Annotated in this window: 10 protein-coding genes, 4 tRNA genes and 3 rRNA genes; 3 read left to right on the top strand and 14 right to left on the bottom strand. The window is 47.2% G+C overall.

From position 1 onward, the window contains the following. Positions 1-16: 16 nt before the first annotated feature. From A8140_RS03205 to phoB, 3 genes are read right to left on the bottom strand one after another with little or no spacing between them, the layout of a single operon-like run. A complete protein-coding gene (locus A8140_RS03205; protein WP_005534108.1) occupies positions 17-982 on the bottom strand; it encodes a PstS family phosphate ABC transporter substrate-binding protein in 966 nt (321 codons plus the stop codon). Next, a complete protein-coding gene (phoR, locus tag A8140_RS03200; protein WP_005445279.1) occupies positions 982-2,280 on the bottom strand; it encodes a phosphate regulon sensor histidine kinase PhoR in 1,299 nt (432 codons plus the stop codon). Before phoR ends, A8140_RS03205 begins: the two co-directional genes overlap by 1 nt. Positions 2,281-2,320: 40 nt before the next feature. Continuing rightward, positions 2,321-3,010 (bottom strand): phosphate regulon transcriptional regulator PhoB, encoded by a 690-nt coding sequence (gene phoB / locus A8140_RS03195; RefSeq protein ID WP_005424836.1) that lies wholly within the window; start codon positions 3,008-3,010, stop codon positions 2,321-2,323. 224 nt (positions 3,011-3,234) lie between these two features. On the opposite strand from phoB, the gene rdgC reads away from it, so the two are divergent. From rdgC to A8140_RS03180, 3 genes are all read left to right on the top strand, one after another. After that, on the top strand, positions 3,235-4,149 hold the full coding sequence (gene rdgC, locus A8140_RS03190) for a recombination-associated protein RdgC (protein ID WP_005534106.1): 915 nt from the start codon (positions 3,235-3,237) through the stop codon (positions 4,147-4,149). Positions 4,150-4,315: 166 nt separating this feature from the next. Then, positions 4,316-5,716 carry a prephenate-dependent tRNA uridine(34) hydroxylase TrhP gene (trhP, locus tag A8140_RS03185; RefSeq protein ID WP_005534105.1) on the top strand — a complete coding sequence of 467 codons (1,401 nt, stop codon included), beginning with the start codon at positions 4,316-4,318 and terminating at the stop codon, positions 5,714-5,716. 2 nt (positions 5,717-5,718) lie between these two features. Next, the gene (locus A8140_RS03180; protein ID WP_005445273.1) at positions 5,719-5,973 is read left to right on the top strand and encodes a YfhL family 4Fe-4S dicluster ferredoxin; all 255 of its coding nucleotides are present in this window, start codon (positions 5,719-5,721) and stop codon (positions 5,971-5,973) included. A 41-nt stretch (positions 5,974-6,014) separates the two neighbouring features. Here A8140_RS03180 and A8140_RS03175 read toward each other — a convergent pair whose 3' ends face one another. The 11 genes from A8140_RS03175 to clpB form a co-directional block, all read right to left on the bottom strand. After that, entirely contained in the window at positions 6,015-6,323 is a 309-nt protein-coding gene (locus tag A8140_RS03175) for a hypothetical protein (protein WP_005534102.1), read from the bottom strand. A gap of 337 nt (positions 6,324-6,660) precedes the next feature. After that, positions 6,661-7,500 (bottom strand): penicillin-insensitive murein endopeptidase, encoded by an 840-nt coding sequence (mepA, locus tag A8140_RS03170; protein ID WP_005534100.1) that lies wholly within the window; start codon positions 7,498-7,500, stop codon positions 6,661-6,663. Positions 7,501-7,511: 11 nt separating this feature from the next. Continuing rightward, entirely contained in the window at positions 7,512-7,844 is a 333-nt protein-coding gene (locus A8140_RS03165) for a DUF1904 domain-containing protein (RefSeq protein ID WP_005424824.1), read from the bottom strand. Positions 7,845-8,231: 387 nt separating this feature from the next. Continuing rightward, positions 8,232-8,308: transfer RNA gene (locus tag A8140_RS03160), tRNA-Trp, on the bottom strand. 35 nt (positions 8,309-8,343) lie between these two features. Further along, positions 8,344-8,420: transfer RNA gene (locus tag A8140_RS03155), tRNA-Asp, on the bottom strand. A gap of 31 nt (positions 8,421-8,451) precedes the next feature. Further along, positions 8,452-8,568 (bottom strand): 5S ribosomal RNA (gene rrf, locus A8140_RS03150). 88 nt (positions 8,569-8,656) lie between these two features. Then, positions 8,657-11,545: ribosomal RNA gene (locus A8140_RS03145) — 23S ribosomal RNA — on the bottom strand. Between the two features lie 294 nt (positions 11,546-11,839). Continuing rightward, positions 11,840-11,915: transfer RNA gene (locus tag A8140_RS03140), tRNA-Glu, on the bottom strand. 41 nt (positions 11,916-11,956) lie between these two features. After that, positions 11,957-12,032: transfer RNA gene (locus A8140_RS03135), tRNA-Ala, on the bottom strand. Between the two features lie 97 nt (positions 12,033-12,129). Continuing rightward, positions 12,130-13,682: ribosomal RNA gene (locus A8140_RS03130) — 16S ribosomal RNA — on the bottom strand. The 16S, 23S and 5S rRNA genes sit together here with 4 tRNA genes alongside, the layout of an rRNA operon. A 505-nt stretch (positions 13,683-14,187) precedes the next feature. Next, positions 14,188-16,761 carry an ATP-dependent chaperone ClpB gene (gene clpB, locus A8140_RS03120; protein WP_005536553.1) on the bottom strand — a complete coding sequence of 858 codons (2,574 nt, stop codon included), beginning with the start codon at positions 16,759-16,761 and terminating at the stop codon, positions 14,188-14,190. Positions 16,762-16,899: the final 138 nt, after the last annotated feature.

The following is a 16,899-nucleotide window of genomic DNA, read 5'->3' as shown; positions in this document are numbered from 1 at the left end:
AAAGAAAAAAGTCGGCTTATAAACCGACCTTTTTTAGTTCCTCGGCAGCGAAATCAGCAGTAATCGGAACATAACCGTCTTTCGCGACCAGCGCTTGCCCTTGGGCAGAGAACATAAAGCGAATGAACTCAGCTTCAATTGGGCTTAGCGGATAATCCGGATGTTTATTCACATACACATAGAGGTAACGCGATAGTGGGTACTTACCTGAGATAATATTTTCACGTACTGGGCTAACATAGTCTGTGCCCGTTTTTGCAATTGGGACTAAACGAACACCCGCCACGCGATAACCCACACCGGAGTAACCAACACCGCTAATCGTTGATGCCACAGACTGCACTACTGATGCCGATCCTGGTTGCTCGTTCACACGAGTTTTAAAATCACCACCACACAAGGCATTACTTTTAAAGTAACCGTACGTACCTGATACCGAGTTACGCCCAAACAGCTGCAAGTTACGTTTTGCCCACTCAGCTTTGATGCCTAGCTCACGCCAGTTGGTGATGAATTCACTTTCGCCACAGCGTAAAGTCGCGGAGAACATCGCATCCAACTGATGGAAATTAAGCCCTTTGATCGGATTATCTTGGTGTACAAAAATACCAATTGCATCAATCGCAACACGAAGCGCCGTTGGCTTGTAACCATGCACCCGCTCAAATGCTTCGATCTCACGCATACGCATTGAGCGACTCATTGGACCGAATTGCGCAGTTTGTTCTGTTAGCGCCGGCGGCGCAGTCGATGAGCCAGAAGCTTGCACCTGGGCATTAATGTTCGGGTAGATAGATTTAAACTCTTCCACCCAAAGCGTGGTCATGCCCGCCAGTGTATCCGAGCCGACCGACAATAAGTTGCCCGCAATACCCGTTGTCTTTTGATAATTCGGCAGCGGTTCATCTTGTGCAACAGCCATGCTGGAAAGCACTAACGTGGCTAGAGTGATGTTCTTGATTGCTTTGGATACGACACTCATTACTTCACCACCAAACGACTTGGTAGGATGAAGGAGAACTTACTGCCGACACCAACTTCACTGTAAATTTCGAGGTGAGAGTCATGGTGGCTCAACGCGTGCTTAACGATGGCTAAGCCTAGGCCACTGCCACCAGTATCACGTGAACGAGCTTTATCGACGCGATAGAAACGTTCGGTCAATCGATGTAAGTGTTGTGGTTCAATACCGTCACCGCTGTCTTCAACCTCTAGACAAGCACCTTGTGCGGTTTGATACCAACGAACGTTAATGTGTGCACCGGGTGGTGTGTATTTCACCGCGTTGTACACCAAGTTAGAGATCGCACTACGCAGTTGGTCATCATCGCCAAGCACGCGCAGACTAGAATCAACATCGAACTTCAACTGATGCTGATCATCACCACTTAAGCTTACCGCTTCCTTCTCTAGCACTTCTAACATGCTAGGGACATTGACCACATCTTCCAACTCATGCATTGGTGCCGCCTCAATCTTAGACAGCGTCAGAAGCTGATTCACCAAGCTGTTCATGCGGTTGAGCTGCTCTGTCATCACCCCATGCGCTTTCGTCCACATCGGGCCAACAATCATGTCTGGGTCTTCCGTCATCTCAAGATAGCCTTGCAGTACCGTCATCGGTGTACGAAGCTCATGAGATACGTTAGCGAAGAAGTTACGACGCATACCTTCAAGCTGTTTAAGTTGACTCACATCACGCACCACCATCAGATGTTCCCCTTCGGTGTAAGGTACGATACGCAGTTCCAACATTCGCTCGACATTCAATGGTGAGCGCATTTCTAGCGGCTCTGAGAAGTCTTGTTTATTGATGTACTTAATAAAGTCTGGAGTACGGATGAGGTTAGAAATAGGTTGCCCAGAATCTTCCGGCCAGTGGAAACCCAAAAGGTGTTGTGCGAGCTTGTTACACCATACGATGTTACCTTCAGCACGAAACACCACCACCGCATCCGGCAGCGATTCAGCACCATTACGGAAACGGCGAATCAAATTGGTAAGCTCTTTACGCTTGCGACGCTGACGTTGTTGCAATCGGTATAAGCCGTTGAATAACGATTCCCAGTTGCCACTACCTGACGGTGGCGTAAGGCGCTTTTCATCCCACAACCAAGCCGACAAGCGCACCTGATTATGCAAATGCCATACAAGCTGCAAAGCCGTGGCCGCCAAAAGCAACCACGGCATGTAACCGAATATCCAACCTATGATCACCCAAGGGGTGTAAAAAAAAGCCAACTCCCAGGCCAGCTTTTTCCAAGTTAATCTTTCAACCACTCATTACTCCAGAAATGGTATTGATAAGCTGCTAGTGATGTTATGCCTTCGTCGAGAAACGGTATCCTGCGCCACGAACGGTTTGGATTAGTTTGTCGTGACCTGCCGCCTCAAGCGCTTTACGCAAGCGACGAATGTGTACGTCAACGGTACGGTCTTCTACATACACGTTGGTACCCCAAACGTTGTTTAGCAGTTGTTCACGACTGTAAACGCGCTCTTGGTGCGTCATAAAGAAGTGCAGCATTTTGAACTCAGTTGGTCCCATATCTACTGCTTCATCATTTGCAGTCACGCGGTGAGAAACAGGGTCCAACTTCAGACCTTGTACATCAATCACATCTTCAAGCGCAGTCGGTGTTACGCGGCGAATAACGGCTTTAAGACGAGCAACCAACTCTTTTGGTGAGAAAGGTTTGGTGATGTAGTCATCTGCACCAACTTCTAAGCCACGAACCTTGTCTTCTTCTTCGCCACGAGCTGTCAGCATCACAACGGGAATATTGCGAGTTAACTCTTCGCGCTTCATGTGTTTGATGAAGTTAATACCACTGCCACCTGGTAGCATCCAGTCTAGTAGCACTAAATCCGGGAAGGGTTCAGCCAGTTTGGTTACCGCAGAGTCGTAATCTTCTGCTTCTACTGCTTGATAACCTTTCTGTTCAAGCACGAAGCATAGCATTTCGCGAATCGGAGCTTCGTCTTCAACAACCAGAATCCTTCTAGACATAATTGAATAACCTTATGTGAGTTGAGCTAATGAATTTAAAGGACAAAGCGCCCCTCTATGCATAAGCATTATTACTACCAATTATGACACTTTTGTGACCTTTGAAAACAAATTTTCATATAAGTTTCTTTTGAGATTCATCATGATCTTTTTCAATTCAATTAGGACAACGCCGGGAAAATTCCCTATGATTAGTCCCTTGTCATCAAGCCTAGAGAAGATTTATGTGGTTTAAAAACTGTCTGGTATACCGCGTTAACCGCGAGGTTAACTTCAACGCCGATCAACTGGAAACTCAACTAGCCGAGTTCCGATTCACCCCTTGTGGCAGCCAAGATAAGCAAAAGTTTGGTTGGGTTAGCGCGATGGGTAGAAATGGCGACATGATGACGCACGTTTCTGAAAACCGCATTCTGATTTGCGCTAAGAAAGAAGAGAAAATGCTGCCAGCTTCAGTGATCAAAGATTCACTAAACGCGAAAGTAGAAGCAATGGAAGCACAGGAAGGTCGCCCTCTTAAAAAGAAAGAGAAAGACAACCTTAAAGATGACATCGTAATGGATCTGCTGCCTCGTGCATTCAGCCGCAGCAGCCACACTTACGTACTGATCATGCCAAAAGAAGGCTTCATCCTTGTTGATGCAAGCAGCTACAAAAAAGCAGAAGACGTATTAGCACTATTGCGTAAAACAATGGGTAGCCTACCTGTTGTACCAGCAATCCCAGAAGTTGCTATCGAAACGACGCTAACGGAATGGGTGAAAACCGGTGATACGCCACAAGGCATTTCTATGATGGACGAAGCTGAGCTTAAGTCTGTGCTAGAAGAAGGCGGCGTGATTCGTTGTAAGAAGCAAGAGCTGACAACCGATGAAATCCGCAACCACATCGCTGCAGACAAAGTAGTGACTAAGCTAGCACTGAACTGGCAAGATCGTATCGAATTCATCATAGCAGAAGATTCTGGCATCAAACGTCTGAAGTTCTCTGATGAACTAAAAGATCAAAACGATGACATCCCACGCGAAGATCAAGCTGCTCGCTTCGACGCAGACTTCTCTCTAATGTGTGGCGAGTTCAGCGCTTTCCTACCAAATCTATACGAAGCATTGGGCGGCCTGCCAAACCCTAACGCTTAATTTAGTACAAAGATTAATCATAACGCCCTTACTTTTTTTGAGGGCGTTTGTTCATCTAAACCATAATTCTCCTAGTCACAGGTCACATTTTGACGTAAAATTTGCGCCCCATTTCCATGAGGTGGAATTGGCCTGACTTGTGATCAGATATTAAGAGAATTGAGCAATGACAACAGAGAAAGCATTCGTACCAGAGCTACTGTCTCCAGCAGGTAGCCTTAAAAACATGCGTTACGCATTCGCCTACGGCGCAGATGCAGTATACGCTGGCCAACCTCGCTACAGCCTTCGCGTACGTAACAACGAGTTCAACCACGAAAACCTACAAATCGGTATCAACGAAGCACATGCCCTAGGCAAAAAGCTTTACGTGGTATGTAACATCCAACCGCACAACTCTAAGCTTAAAACTTTCATCCGTGACCTTAAACCAGTGGTAGAAATGGGCCCAGACGCACTTATCATGTCTGATCCAGGTCTTATCATGATGGTTCGCGAAGCGTTCCCAGAAATGCCAATCCACCTGTCTGTACAGGCGAACGCAGTAAACTGGGCAACAGTGAAGTTCTGGGCTGCTAACGGTGTTGAGCGTGTGATCGTTTCTCGTGAGCTTTCTCTAGAAGAAATCGAAGAAATTCGCGAGCACTGTCCTGAAACTGAACTAGAAGTTTTCGTTCACGGTGCTCTATGCATGGCTTACTCTGGCCGTTGCCTACTTTCTGGTTACATCAACAAACGTGACCCTAACCAAGGTACATGTACTAACGCATGTCGTTGGGAATACAAAGTTGAAGAAGGCAAAGAAAACGACACTGGCGATATCGTAGAAAAATTTGACCCAACGGAAGCGCAAGCAATCGAAGTTGCTGACGAGCGCCCTGAGACAACCATCGGTCGCGGCAAACCAACCGATGAAGTCGTTCTGCTTTCTGAAGCGCACCGTCCAGAAGAGAAGATGGCAGCTTACGAAGATGAGCACGGCACTTACATCATGAACTCGAAAGACCTACGTGCAATCCAACACGTAGAACGTCTAACTAAGATGGGTGTTCACTCATTGAAGATCGAAGGTCGTACTAAGTCATTCTACTACTGTGCTCGTACTGCTCAGGTATACCGCAAAGCGATTGATGACGCAGTTGCTGGTCGTCCATTTGATGAAAGCCTAATGGGTACACTAGAAAGCCTAGCTCACCGTGGCTACACAGAAGGTTTCCTGCGTCGCCATACTCACGACAGCTACCAAAACTACGATTACGGTTACTCTGTATCTGATGCTCAGCAATTCGTTGGTGAATTCACTGGCAAACGTCGTGGTGGCATGGCGGAAGTTGAGGTGAAGAACAAATTCATCGTTGGTGACAGCCTTGAGCTAATGACACCAAAAGGCAACGTAATCTTCACGCTAGAAGCGATGGAAAACCGCAAGTCAGAATCAATTGAAGACGCAAAAGGTAACGGACACTTCGTATTCATCCCAGTTCCAGAAGACATGGATCTAGAATATGGTCTGTTGATGCGTAACTTAAATGCAGGTCAGGATACCCGTAACCCAACTGGTAAGTAATAATGGCACTACTTATTACCGATAAGTGCATCAACTGTGATATGTGTGACCCAGAGTGCCCTAACGGTGCTATTACTATGGGTGACAGTATTTTCGAGATTGACCCAGCGCTCTGTACTGAGTGCAAAGGCCACTACGAGAAGCCAACATGCCAGTCAGTGTGTCCTATTACAAAATGCATTATTACCGACCCTAATCATGTTGAAACTGAAGAGCAATTGCTAGAGAAGTTTGTGATTATTCAAGGGTTAGCGTAATCAAAAGGGGTTCAACCTTGCAGTCAAAGTTGAACCTTTTTTTAACCCGATTTTTCGATAGGAATGATGTTGCAAAACAGTTCTTTCTCGAAATGATACTCTAACTTTTCGCGCCAGTTTTCAGCTTGAGATACCGGTATCAAATAAAAATTTTCACGGCTCGTATCAGTAACGAAAGCTATTCCGTACTGCATCAGTTCGTAATGCACATCATTAACAAAACCTGGATCAAAGCGCTGACGCCCTGTCAGGTGATTAACATCCTCTCGAGTCAAATAGACCCCTTTAGTATCACTGCTAAATCTGTGTCTTAACCACTCTGCAAATTCTTTTGCACAAATCATAGTCATGGTTTTGTCCTTGATTAACTCTTTGATGGGGAGACCGCCTCCTTTCCCACCTTAATACAGTAGTCTGCGTTGTCGTTTGTCCTTCACCAACCAACAGACATATTGCTAAGAAATCAGAGAATCGCGACGAAAAGATCTTTCTTGAAATTAAAGTTGCGAGTAAAGAAAGTGAACGCAACCTTCTGTTTATGTAAGATTTCTATAATATGCCACCAAAACTAATTAGGTTAGTTTTTGTACTGGTATTATTCACTGTAGACAAAAGAATGATCTTTCTCCAGTTTCATAAAAAGAACTGGAAAGGGCATATTTATAGATTAATGAGGGGCAAAGGTCTTTAGTTCTTAGTGATCAACGATTGACACTGTGCTGGTATCACCTTTTGTTTTTTCAGCTTTGGTGTCACCTTAGGCTTGTTCTTCGCCACTGGAGGCGGCGTCGCTTTAGGTTTCCAACTAGCCAATTCAGTACCACAGCCATCACCCACAGGAGGAGGTGCTTGGTTTACACAATTAGAGCTCGACTCAGGGCAAGTTAACCTGACATGAAAATGGTAGTGGTGTCCCCACCACGGACGCACCTTACGCAACCAAGCTCGGTCATTCTCTCCTTCCTGCTTACATAGCTGCTCCTTAATCACTGGATGAACAAAGATACGAGCCACGTCCTCACTTTGTGCCGCACTACGAATAAGCTCAAAATGCCGAGCCTCCCAGCGATGCTCTAGGATCTTGTATTTCTTGAGATCCACGACACTCATTGGCTTAGGAAGTTGAAGCTCATTATAGGACAGCGGTTGATCAGCCAAACGCAGCCAAATATCAATGTCTAATCCTGTTTGATGGCTAGAATGGCCAGAAGAGAAGCGCCCGCCTCTTGCTAGTGACAAATCACCAATAAGTAACGTTGTATTCAGATCTTGGTTTGCTTTCAGCGCCAACTCTTCAACGAAATTTATTGTATGGGGGTGCCCATAGTAACGTTTCGTTTTACTTCGTAGTACCTGATAACCAATACCATCAAGAGGGAGAGGAGAAGCGCCATCTAAGCAGCCGTTTGCATAACTGCCAATAGAAGAAGAAATGTTTTTTGTGGGACCAGAGACCTGCTCCCACGGGGATGCATAGAGTGAAGCTGAGAATAAAAAACTTAAACAAAAAGAAAGACCCAGCTTCATCACGCTCATTCCTAGTAGTGCTCACCATTATCATAGTAGCCTTTAGGAGAGAGTGCAGAGAAAATTACCGCAACGTCGATATCTTCACCTACGATGCCACGAACTTGCTTAGTAATTGCTTTGGCAACTTCGTCCTGAGTATCTTGTCCACGGTCGAACCACAACACCTCAACAAAAGGATAAGCGCTGCTTACTTCACCTTCACTGAAAAAAGTGGTGTAAATGTACTCAAACGTGAAATCTTCACGAGGGCAGTCCATTAATGGCTGCAATTCATCAGTAAGAGGTTTTGACAGTGCTTGAACCGTTTGAGGTTCTACCGCTCTAAATCGAAGATGTGGCATAGACTTGCTTCCTAATTATTAGAATTCAGCGCCGATAATAACAGGAAGTCACCTTCTAATCACGTTGAGCGCTAGCTATCCGCCACAAAACTGGAGGATACCGTAAAGCCATAGCGGTGATTCGAAAGCTGCGTCCCAACACTGCTATTTTGGTATTAGGGGGAGCCGCTACTCTTTTAACTAGGTTGATGCTCTTTTCTTCAGACGTAAAAGCCCCAGCATTTCTGCTGGGGCTTTAGAAAATGGCAGGGGTGGTTTGGACCAGCACTCTTGAGATTTAATAAGACTTGCAACCAAGCGGGTTGACACTCCAGCCGTCCAACTAGATTAGTACTCTTTTCTTCAAATACGAAAAAGGCTCTAGCATTTCTGCTAGAGCCTTAAATATGGCAGGGGTGGAGAGATTCGAACTCCCAACACGCGGATTTGGAATCCGCTGCTCTGCCAATTGGAGCTACACCCCTGTAGTTCGTGTTTAATGAGACGACTCTCGAATAAGTGGCGGAGCGGACGGGACTCGAACCCGCGACCCCCGGCGTGACAGGCCGGTATTCTAACCAACTGAACTACCGCTCCGCACTGGTTAGACCTAAAGTCTAAATTTAAAGCCTGGCGATGTCCTACTCTCACATGGGGAAGCCCCACACTACCATCGGCGCTAATTCGTTTCACTTCTGAGTTCGGAATGGAAATCAGGTGGGTCCAAATCGCTATGGTCGCCAAGCAAATTCTTTAATTCGGAAAGCTGTTTCAGTTCTTACACATTCAATTTTGTTCTTGCTTTGAGTCCATCAAAACCCCTTGGGTGTTGTATGGTTAAGCCTCACGGGCAATTAGTACAGGTTAGCTCAACGCCTCACAACGCTTACACACCCTGCCTATCAACGTTCTAGTCTCGAACAACCCTTTAGGATACTTAAAGTATCAGGGAAGACTCATCTCAGGGCTCGCTTCCCGCTTAGATGCTTTCAGCGGTTATCGATTCCGAACTTAGCTACCGGGCAATGCGTCTGGCGACACAACCCGAACACCAGAGGTTCGTCCACTCCGGTCCTCTCGTACTAGGAGCAGCTCCCTTCAATCTTCCAACGCCCACGGCAGATAGGGACCGAACTGTCTCACGACGTTCTAAACCCAGCTCGCGTACCACTTTAAATGGCGAACAGCCATACCCTTGGGACCGACTTCAGCCCCAGGATGTGATGAGCCGACATCGAGGTGCCAAACACCGCCGTCGATATGAACTCTTGGGCGGTATCAGCCTGTTATCCCCGGAGTACCTTTTATCCGTTGAGCGATGGCCCTTCCATTCAGAACCACCGGATCACTATGACCTGCTTTCGCACCTGCTCGAATTGTCATTCTCGCAGTCAAGCGGGCTTATGCCATTGCACTAACCTCACGATGTCCAACCGTGATTAGCCCACCTTCGTGCTCCTCCGTTACGCTTTGGGAGGAGACCGCCCCAGTCAAACTACCCACCAGGCACTGTCCGCAACCCCGATAAGGGGTCGACGTTAGAACATCAACACTACAAGGGTGGTATTTCAAGGACGGCTCCACTAATACTGGCGTACTAGTTTCAAAGCCTCCCACCTATCCTACACATGTAGGGTCAATGTTCAGTGCCAAGCTGTAGTAAAGGTTCACGGGGTCTTTCCGTCTAGCCGCGGGTACACTGCATCTTCACAGCGATTTCAATTTCACTGAGTCTCGGGTGGAGACAGCGTGGCCATCATTACGCCATTCGTGCAGGTCGGAACTTACCCGACAAGGAATTTCGCTACCTTAGGACCGTTATAGTTACGGCCGCCGTTTACCGGGGCTTCGATCAAGAGCTTCGACCGAAGTCTAACCCCATCAATTAACCTTCCGGCACCGGGCAGGCGTCACACCGTATACGTCATCTTACGATTTTGCACAGTGCTGTGTTTTTAATAAACAGTTGCAGCCACCTGGTATCTGCGACTCTCAATAGCTCCATCCGCGAGGGACTTCACCGTCGAGAGCGTACCTTCTCCCGAAGTTACGGTACCATTTTGCCTAGTTCCTTCACCCGAGTTCTCTCAAGCGCCTTGGTATTCTCTACCCGACCACCTGTGTCGGTTTGGGGTACGATTCCTTACAATCTGAAGCTTAGAGGCTTTTCCTGGAAGCATGGCATCAATGACTTCACTACCGTAGTAGCTCGACGTCGTGTCTCAGCCTTAAGAAGAGCCGGATTTACCTAACTCTTCAGCCTACACACTTGAACCTGGACAACCGTCGCCAGGCCCACCTAGCCTTCTCCGTCCCCCCATCGCAATTGTAAGAAGTACGGGAATATTAACCCGTTTCCCATCGACTACGCCTTTCGGCCTCGCCTTAGGGGTCGACTTACCCTGCCCCGATTAACGTTGGACAGGAACCCTTGGTCTTCCGGCGAGGAGGTTTTTCACCCCCTTTATCGTTACTCATGTCAGCATTCGCACTTCTGATACGTCCAGCATGCGTTACCACACACCTTCAACCGCTTACAGAACGCTCCCCTACCCAATGCACAAAGTGCATTGCCGCAGCTTCGGTTTACTACTTAGCCCCGTTACATCTTCCGCGCAGGCCGACTCGACCAGTGAGCTATTACGCTTTCTTTAAATGATGGCTGCTTCTAAGCCAACATCCTGGCTGTCTGAGCCTTCCCACATCGTTTCCCACTTAGTAGTAATTTGGGACCTTAGCTGGCGGTCTGGGTTGTTTCCCTCTCCACGACGGACGTTAGCACCCGCCGTGTGTCTCCCGGATAGTACTTACTGGTATTCGGAGTTTGCAAAGGGTTGGTAAGTCGGGATGACCCCCTAGCCTTAACAGTGCTCTACCCCCAGTAGTATTCGTCCGAGGCGCTACCTAAATAGCTTTCGGGGAGAACCAGCTATCTCCAGGTTTGATTGGCCTTTCACCCCTAGCCACAAGTCATCCGCTAATTTTTCAACATTAGTCGGTTCGGTCCTCCAGTTGATGTTACTCAACCTTCAACCTGCCCATGGCTAGATCACCTGGTTTCGGGTCTATATCCAGAGACTGAACGCCCAGTTAAGACTCGGTTTCCCTACGGCTCCCCTAGATGGTTAACCTTGCCACTGAATATAAGTCGCTGACCCATTATACAAAAGGTACGCAGTCACACCACGAAGGTGCTCCTACTGCTTGTACGTACACGGTTTCAGGTTCTATTTCACTCCCCTCACAGGGGTTCTTTTCGCCTTTCCCTCACGGTACTGGTTCACTATCGGTCAGTCAGTAGTATTTAGCCTTGGAGGATGGTCCCCCCATATTCAGACAGGATATCACGTGTCCCGCCCTACTCGATTTCACTTTAAATGCGTTGCCGGTTACGGGGCTATCACCCTGTATCGCACAACTTTCCAGAAGTTTCACCTGACGCATAAAAAGCTTAAGGGCTAGTCCAATTTCGCTCGCCGCTACTTTCGGAATCTCGGTTGATTTCTTTTCCTCGGGGTACTTAGATGTTTCAGTTCCCCCGGTTCGCCTCGCTGCGCTATGTATTCACGCAGCGATACTAGCTTATGCTAGTGGGTTTCCCCATTCGGAAATCCCAGACTCAAATGGTTTTTACTACCTAATCTGGGCTTATCGCAAGTTAATACGTCCTTCATCGCCTCTGACTGCCAAGGCATCCACCGTGTACGCTTAGTCACTTAACCATACAACCCGAAGGAGTTTCGAGTTGATGAACAAGTCACCAAAGTTGTCTGCAATTTTTATACATGATGCAGACTCGATTTTGCCGGACTCAAATATGTTTTGTTTTACTTAAACAGTAAGACAAAACCCAAGAACACTTGAATGTGTTGTTTGGAGTATTCAATTAAGAATACTTTGAGAACTTTACAAACAATCTTAAAGATTGTTTTGTCAGCTTTCCAAATTGTTAAAGAGCTAATCACTTCTTATGAAGTAACCATTTTTAAAAACTCTCAAGCGAGAATGTTTAAAGATGGTATCCCGTAGGGGAGTCGAACCCCTGTTACCGCCGTGAAAGGGCGGTGTCCTAGGCCTCTAGACGAACGGGACACTGTAGGTTGTTTCGCTAAAAGCAGAAACAATGTAGCTAGTGGTGGAGCTAATCGGGATCGAACCGATGACCTCTTCGCTGCCAGCGAAGCGCTCTCCCAGCTGAGCTATAGCCCCACATAAATCGCTTCAGCACTTTATGCAGAACCAATCTTTGCTCTGAAATTTAAACCATATCAATCTGTGTGGACACTCATCGTGAGTAATCATCGTATAAGGAGGTGATCCAGCGCCAGGTTCCCCTAGCGCTACCTTGTTACGACTTCACCCCAGTCATGAACCACAAAGTGGTAAGCGTCCTCCCGAAGGTTAAACTACCTACTTCTTTTGCAGCCCACTCCCATGGTGTGACGGGCGGTGTGTACAAGGCCCGGGAACGTATTCACCGTGGCATTCTGATCCACGATTACTAGCGATTCCGACTTCACGGAGTCGAGTTGCAGACTCCGATCCGGACTACGACGCACTTTTTGGGATTCGCTCACTCTCGCAAGTTGGCTGCCCTCTGTATGCGCCATTGTAGCACGTGTGTAGCCCTACTCGTAAGGGCCATGATGACTTGACGTCGTCCCCACCTTCCTCCGGTTTATCACCGGCAGTCTCCCTGGAGTTCCCGACATTACTCGCTGGCAAACAAGGATAAGGGTTGCGCTCGTTGCGGGACTTAACCCAACATTTCACAACACGAGCTGACGACAGCCATGCAGCACCTGTCTCAGAGTTCCCGAAGGCACCAATCCATCTCTGGAAAGTTCTCTGGATGTCAAGAGTAGGTAAGGTTCTTCGCGTTGCATCGAATTAAACCACATGCTCCACCGCTTGTGCGGGCCCCCGTCAATTCATTTGAGTTTTAATCTTGCGACCGTACTCCCCAGGCGGTCTACTTAACGCGTTAGCTCCGAAAGCCACGGCTCAAGGCCACAACCTCCAAGTAGACATCGTTTACGGCGTGGACTACCAGGGTATCTAATCCTGTTTGCTCCCCACGCTTTCGCATCTGAGTGTCAGTATCTGTCCAGGGGGCCGCCTTCGCCACCGGTATTCCTTCAGATCTCTACGCATTTCACCGCTACACCTGAAATTCTACCCCCCTCTACAGTACTCTAGTCTGCCAGTTTCAAATGCAATTCCGAGGTTGAGCCCCGGGCTTTCACATCTGACTTAACAAACCACCTGCATGCGCTTTACGCCCAGTAATTCCGATTAACGCTCGCACCCTCCGTATTACCGCGGCTGCTGGCACGGAGTTAGCCGGTGCTTCTTCTGTCGCTAACGTCAAATAATGCAGCTATTAACTGCACTACCTTCCTCACGACTGAAAGTGCTTTACAACCCGAAGGCCTTCTTCACACACGCGGCATGGCTGCATCAGGCTTGCGCCCATTGTGCAATATTCCCCACTGCTGCCTCCCGTAGGAGTCTGGACCGTGTCTCAGTTCCAGTGTGGCTGATCATCCTCTCAGACCAGCTAGGGATCGTCGCCTTGGTGAGCCCTTACCTCACCAACTAGCTAATCCCACCTAGGCATATCCTGACGCGAGAGGCCCGAAGGTCCCCCTCTTTGGCCCGTAGGCATTATGCGGTATTAGCCATCGTTTCCAATGGTTATCCCCCACATCAGGGCAATTTCCTAGGCATTACTCACCCGTCCGCCGCTCGACGCCGTTATCGTTCCCCGAAGGTTCAGATAACTCGTTTCCGCTCGACTTGCATGTGTTAGGCCTGCCGCCAGCGTTCAATCTGAGCCATGATCAAACTCTTCAATTTAAGATTTTGTCGGCTCAATGAATACTGAACATTACATAAGTAATGTTTGAATTGACTGTGCTGAATCCTTCGATTCAATGGTCACTTCGTTTCATTGAAACCTAATTTGAAGCCGAAGCTTCTAATTGGATTATCATCAACGAGTGCCCACACAGATTGATAGGTTCTTATTTTTAAAGAGCACACTCTGAAGTCCTCTTCAAAGTGGAGGGCCATTTTAGCGAGATAACTTATCGTGTCAAACACTTTTTTAAGTTATTTCTCTGTGAGTTACTTTCTAACTCACTGACCTTGTTATCTCGACTTCGCTTTGTTTGCTTTCCCGTGACAACGGAGGCGCATTATAGGGAGTTAGTTTAGGAACACAAGCCTATTTTTCAAAAAACTTATCTTTTTTGGTTTGTTCGTATAGAAAACAATCAAAACCCAATAAAAGTGCATTAAAAAGGGGGCTAACGCCCCCTAAAACTTGAACTTGATCTCACTTTTCAGTGCATTGATGCAATTACTGGTGAGCAATGATTTGGTCGTTGTTCACAATCAACTGTACTTTCTTGTCTGGTAAGATTTGGCCAGCCAAGATTGATTTCGCTAATGGGTTCTCAACATTCTGTTGAATTGCACGTTTTAAAGGTCGCGCACCATAGACAGGATCGAAACCAACTTGAGCAATCAAATCGAGGGCTTTCTCGGGTACCTCTAATTGATAACCTTTTTCTTCTAAGCGTTTCGCTAGACGCTCAAGCTGAATAGATGCAATCGACTTAATGTGCTCTTGACCAAGCGGGTGGAATACCACACTTTCATCAACACGGTTTAAGAACTCTGGGCGGAAGTGCTTGCTAACCACATCCATTACTTCATTCTTAATACCTTGGTAATCCAACGTCGCAAAGTTCTCCTGGATACGAGCAGAGCCTAAGTTCGAAGTCATGATCAATACAGTGTTACGGAAATCCACCGTTCTGCCCTGACCATCAGTTAGCCGACCATCATCCAATACTTGCAGCAGAATATTGAACACATCTGGGTGTGCCTTCTCTACTTCATCTAATAGGATGACAGAATAAGGTTTACGGCGAACCGCTTCTGTTAAATAGCCACCTTCTTCATAGCCAACGTAACCAGGAGGCGCACCAACCAACCTCGCCACAGAGTGTTTCTCCATGAACTCGGACATATCGATACGTACCATGGCATCTTCACTATCAAACATGAAGCTCGCGAGTGTCTTACACAGTTCGGTTTTACCTACACCTGTTGGGCCTAAGAATAAGAAGGAACCAATCGGTTTGTTCGGATCCGATAAGCCAGCTCGGCTACGACGAATTGCATTAGATACCACTTCAACCGCTTCTGCCTGACCAATCACACGTTTGTGCAGTACCTCTTCCATGCGGAGCAGTTTCTCTTTTTCTGCTTCAAGCATTTTTGAGACAGGAATACCCGTCTGCTTAGAGAGTACGTCTGCAATCTCGTTGTCGGTCACCTTGTTACGTAGTAGCGTCATCTCTTGCATTTCAGCTTGAGTCGCGAGGTCTAACTGCTTTTCAAGTTCTGGAATCCGACCGTATTGCAACTCAGACATGCGGTTTAAGTCACCAGCGCGGCGTGCAAAGTCCATATCCATTCGGGCTTGCTCTAACTCACTTTTAATATGTTGTGTGCCAGATAGTGCGGCTTTTTCTGCGTTCCACACTTCTTCTAGCTCTGCATATTCACGTTCTTTCTCGTTCAACTCGTCGTTAAGCACATCCAAGCGTTTTTCACTTGCTTCATCATGCTCGTTACTTAGTGCTTGCTGTTCGATCTTAAGTTGGATGATTTTACGTTCGAGCTTGTCTAAAGACTCCGGCTTGGAGTCGATCTGTAGACGAATGCTAGAGGCTGCTTCATCAATAAGGTCGATTGCTTTATCAGGCAATTGACGATCCGAAACATAACGATGCGACAAGCTCGCAGCTGCTACGATCGCTGGGTCGGTAATTTCTACGTGATGGTGAAGCTCATAACGCTCTTTCAAACCACGCAGAATGGCAATCGTATCTTCTACTGTTGGCTCATCCACCAGCACTTTTTGGAAACGACGCTCAAGTGCGGCATCTTTCTCTATATATTGGCGGTATTCATCCAATGTAGTGGCGCCCACACAGTGGAGTTCACCACGGGCCAATGCTGGTTTTAGCATATTACCGGCATCCATAGAGCCTTCGCCCTTGCCCGCGCCAACCATGGTATGAAGCTCATCAATAAATAGAATGACGTTGCCTTCTTCTTTGGCTAGTTCATTCAATACCGATTTCAAACGCTCTTCAAATTCACCACGGTATTTTGCACCTGCAACAAGTGCGCCCATATCTAACGAAAGTACGCGGCGACCACGTAGCCCCTCTGGTACTTCATTATTAATAATGCGCTGAGCCAAGCCCTCTACGATAGCGGTTTTACCCACACCTGGTTCACCAATGATCACTGGGTTGTTCTTGGTACGACGCTGCAATACTTGGATGGTACGGCGGATTTCATCATCACGGCCGATAACAGGATCTAACTTACCCTGCTCTGCGCGTTCCGTTAGGTCTATGGTGAACTTTTCCAATGCTTGGCGTAGTTCTTCCGCGTTCGGGTCATTGACCTTTTGACCACCTCTGATCTTTTCGATCGCTTGACTGACTTTCTGCTCGGTCAAGCCCATCTCTTTTAATAGCTGACCAAGTGGGCCACGGTCTTCTAATGCTGCAAGCAAAAAGACTTCGGAAGAGATGTAGGAGTCCTGACGCTTTTGAGCCACTTTGTCGCACAAATTGAAAACTGTCCCCATAGAGCTAGACAGCTGAACATCACCGCCGATGCCACTTACTTTAGGCAGCCGATCTAACATTTCGCTCAATTTAGAGCGTAGATGAGTCACGTCAACATCTAACATGGTTAGCAGTGGACGAATTGGGCTACCGTTCTGATCAAGCAATGCCACCATTAGGTGCACAGGTTCGATATATTGATGATCGCGCCCTAACGCTAGTGACTGAGCATCAGAGATAGCGATTTGAAACTTACTTGTGAATCTATCAAGACGCATATCTTTCTTCCTAACCTCAACTTAAGAAAATTCTTTTGACAGTTAGAAAGATGGATACGCAGAACGGGAATTTCAAGGGAGTGAATTAATAAAGATAGCTTTGCAAAAATGAGGCTATGCATCTCAACGCTTTTGCGT

The organism is Vibrio campbellii CAIM 519 = NBRC 15631 = ATCC 25920 (assembly GCF_002163755.1).
GTDB lineage: Bacteria > Pseudomonadota > Gammaproteobacteria > Enterobacterales > Vibrionaceae > Vibrio > Vibrio campbellii.
The sequence above is the reverse complement of the archived record's forward strand: the minus strand, read 5'-3'. Positions and strand labels throughout refer to the sequence as shown.